This window comes from Saccharothrix hoggarensis, from assembly GCF_042678885.1.
Lineage (GTDB): Bacteria > Actinomycetota > Actinomycetes > Mycobacteriales > Pseudonocardiaceae > Actinosynnema > Actinosynnema hoggarensis.
On sequence record NZ_JBHTLK010000420.1, the window covers coordinates 1 to 2,666 of the forward strand.

Sequence of the window (2,666 nt, forward strand, 5' to 3'; positions counted from 1 at the left end):
GGCGGCCGGCGCGCTCGTCGTCACCGCCGTCGAACCGCTCGTCCCCGTCGGCTGAGCCACGGCCGGGGACGGCCGCGCGGAACAACCCGAGGCCGGGCGCCTCCGGGTCGTCCAGCCCCGCCGCGCCCAGCGCCTCGGGCGGCAACGCCACCAGCGACAGCGCCACCCCCAGGAAGTAGGCGTCCGGCAGGCCCGCGTCGCGCGTCGTGCTCGGCAGCCCCGCGGCCGCGTGCAGCCCGGCGCCGGCCTCGGCGTTGGACACCGCCATCCGCCCCAGCGCCTCGCGCACGCCCGGCCGGCGCACCGCCTCCAGGTACAGCTCCACCATCGCCAGCAGCTGCGTGGCGTCGTCGGCGACCGCGCGTCGCAGCAGCGCCGGGTACAGCCGCGCGACCTCGGCCGGCGACACGTCCGGCGGGGTCGTCTCCCGGAGCCGGCGCACCGCCGCCGCGTGCGACGCCGTCATCCGGGCCGCCGCCGCGCGCAGCAGCGCGTCGCGCGTGGGGAAGTAGTTCTTCGTGGTGCCCTCGGGCACGCCCGCCGCCCGGTCCACCGCCCGGTGCGTCAGGCCGCGGCCGCCCTCGGCCGCCAGCACCGAGATCGCGCAGTCGCACAGCAGGTCCCGACGGCTCGTCACGGGGACGGGACACTAGCCGATCAGGGCCGGCCCGCCGTCGCCACCACCCGACCCGCCTCGACCACCAGCCACACGCCGCACACGCACCGCACGTACTGCACGTCGCCGTGGGACGAGACCGGGTACACGTGCTCGGCGCTGGGCCACCCGCAACAGGGGCATCTGGTGTTCACCGCACCAGCGTGGTGTCATGGTTCAGTGCATTTCAACCCTTACGGCGGCGCGGCCGCGGAACTCGCCGCCGCCCTCGTCAACGCCGACCCCGGCAGCGGCGCCGACGAGCTGGCCGCCCTGCTGCGCGACCACGGCTACAAACCCGTCGGCACGCTCGACGCGGACCAGGCCCGCGAGCTGACCGACTGGGCCGCCCGCCTCTCCCCCGTCTTCGACGGCGCCGCCGACCAGGTCGCCCTCGTCAACGACCTGCTCGTCGAAGCCGCCGCCAAGCCCTACATCTCCACCCACGACGACAGGCCGCCCCACCTGCACTTCGCCCCCGAGCACGCGCCCACGGCGCACCGCGTCCGCGCGTTCACCGCCGCCGACCTCGCCCACGCCGTCTGCGAGGACCCCGGCCGGCTGGGCCGCTGCGCCCGCCCCGGCTGCCGCACCGTCTACGTCGACACCTCGCGCAACGGCCGCCGCCGCTACTGCACCACCCGGTGCGCCAACCGCGTCCACGTCGCCGACCACCGCCGCGGCCGAACCGCCTGAGCCGAACCGGCCAACCCTCGGCCGCCCGACCCCCAAACCGCCCGACTCCGGCCGCCGACCTTCAGTCCGCCGGCGCAGGAGCGCTCAGCGCATCGCGCCGCGGCCGAACCGGGCGTTGCCGAACTCCGCCGCCTCGCCGATCAACGCCGACCCCACGTCCGTGCGGCCCCGGAACCACGCGTGCCGGAACCACGCGTCCTGGTGGAACACCACGTCGGCGAACAACGCCCGCCCGCCGAACCGCACGTGCCGGAAGTCCGCCCGGCCCGACACCTCCGCGCCCCGCAGGTCGGCCCGCCCCGACACCTTCGCCCGCGCCGCCACCAACTGGTCCGCCACCTGCGCCGACCGCAACGACAGGTTCCCCGCGAACACCGCCAGCCCGAACGACACCGACCGCGCGAACAACGCGTCCGTGAACACCGCGTGCCGCAGGAACCGCGCGCCCGCGAAGTTCGCGTCGCCCGTCACCGTCACCGCCTCGAACCGCGCGTCGCCCACGAACACCGCGCCCACCAGGTCCACCCGGCCCAGCCGGCACCCCGACAGGTCCAGGTCCACCAGGATCGCGCCCGGCGCCACCACGTCCATGCCCGGCCAGAAGTCGTCACCCGGCCGCAGGTGCGCCACCAGCTCCCGCTGCACCGCCGTGCGCCACGGCGCGTCCAACCCCCGGCCCACCCCGCCGCGCAACGCCGCCAGCCACGTGTCCACCACCGCCTGTCGCCGCCGCGGCGCGTGCCGGCCGATCTCGGCCAGCAGCAGCAACCCCTCCCGGTCGCCCGACCGGAACAACCGGTTCGCCTCCCGCCACACCGACACCGGCGCGGGCGGCGCCGCGCCCGGCTCCACCCGCCGCCGCGCGTGCTCGTCCAGCAACGAGTCCGACTGGGACGCGCGCACGTGGCGCACACCCACCCAGAAGACCACCACCGCCACCGCCAACGGCACGAACCACGAGGACATACCCCCGATCATGCCCCCACACGTACGTCGGTGGACGTACTTCCCGTCACCGCTTCCCGACCGACGCCGAGACGCGCGACCACGCGGAGCATCGACGACATGGACACACCCCACGCCCACGCCCCCGCACCGGCCACGCGCGCCACCGGCCAACCGATCGGGAACCCGCAGCGCGCCTCCGACACCGACCGCGAGAACACCGCCGCCCGGCTCCGCGACGCCGTCGGCGAAGGCCGCCTCACCCTCGCCGAAGCCGACGAGCGCATCGCCGCCGCCTACACCGCCGTCCACCACCACGAACTCGCCGCGCTCGCCGACGACCTGCCCGCCCCGCCACCGCCGCCCGCCG

The 2,666-nt window shown here is 76.4% G+C and carries 5 protein-coding genes; 2 read left to right on the forward strand and 3 right to left on the reverse strand.

Annotated features, from left to right (window positions below):
* The coding region (locus tag ACFQ3T_RS35770) for a TetR/AcrR family transcriptional regulator (RefSeq protein WP_380730445.1) at positions 1-637 on the reverse strand (637 nt) is incomplete at its 3' end.
* Between the two features lie 20 nt (positions 638-657).
* Positions 658-810, reverse strand: coding sequence for a hypothetical protein (locus ACFQ3T_RS35775; RefSeq protein ID WP_380730447.1), 153 nt, complete (start codon positions 808-810; stop codon positions 658-660).
* A gap of 25 nt (positions 811-835) precedes the next feature.
* Between ACFQ3T_RS35775 and ACFQ3T_RS35780 the strand changes: the two genes are divergently transcribed.
* Entirely contained in the window at positions 836-1,351 is a 516-nt protein-coding gene (locus ACFQ3T_RS35780; protein ID WP_380730449.1) for a CGNR zinc finger domain-containing protein, read from the forward strand.
* 84 nt (positions 1,352-1,435) lie between these two features.
* Here the strand turns inward: ACFQ3T_RS35780 and ACFQ3T_RS35785 are convergent, their stop codons facing one another.
* Positions 1,436-2,317 (reverse strand): pentapeptide repeat-containing protein, encoded by an 882-nt coding sequence (locus tag ACFQ3T_RS35785; RefSeq protein WP_380730451.1) that lies wholly within the window; start codon positions 2,315-2,317, stop codon positions 1,436-1,438.
* A gap of 99 nt (positions 2,318-2,416) precedes the next feature.
* Between ACFQ3T_RS35785 and ACFQ3T_RS35790 the strand changes: the two genes are divergently transcribed.
* Positions 2,417-2,666: DUF1707 SHOCT-like domain-containing protein (locus ACFQ3T_RS35790; protein ID WP_380730453.1), on the forward strand; the 250-nt coding region annotated here is incomplete at its 3' end.

Excerpts from the sequence above, each read along its gene's own strand:
- ACFQ3T_RS35785 (WP_380730451.1), bottom strand. The coding sequence starts at position 2,317 with ATGTCCTCGTGGTTCGTGCCGTTGGCGGTGGCGGTGGTGGTCTTCTGG.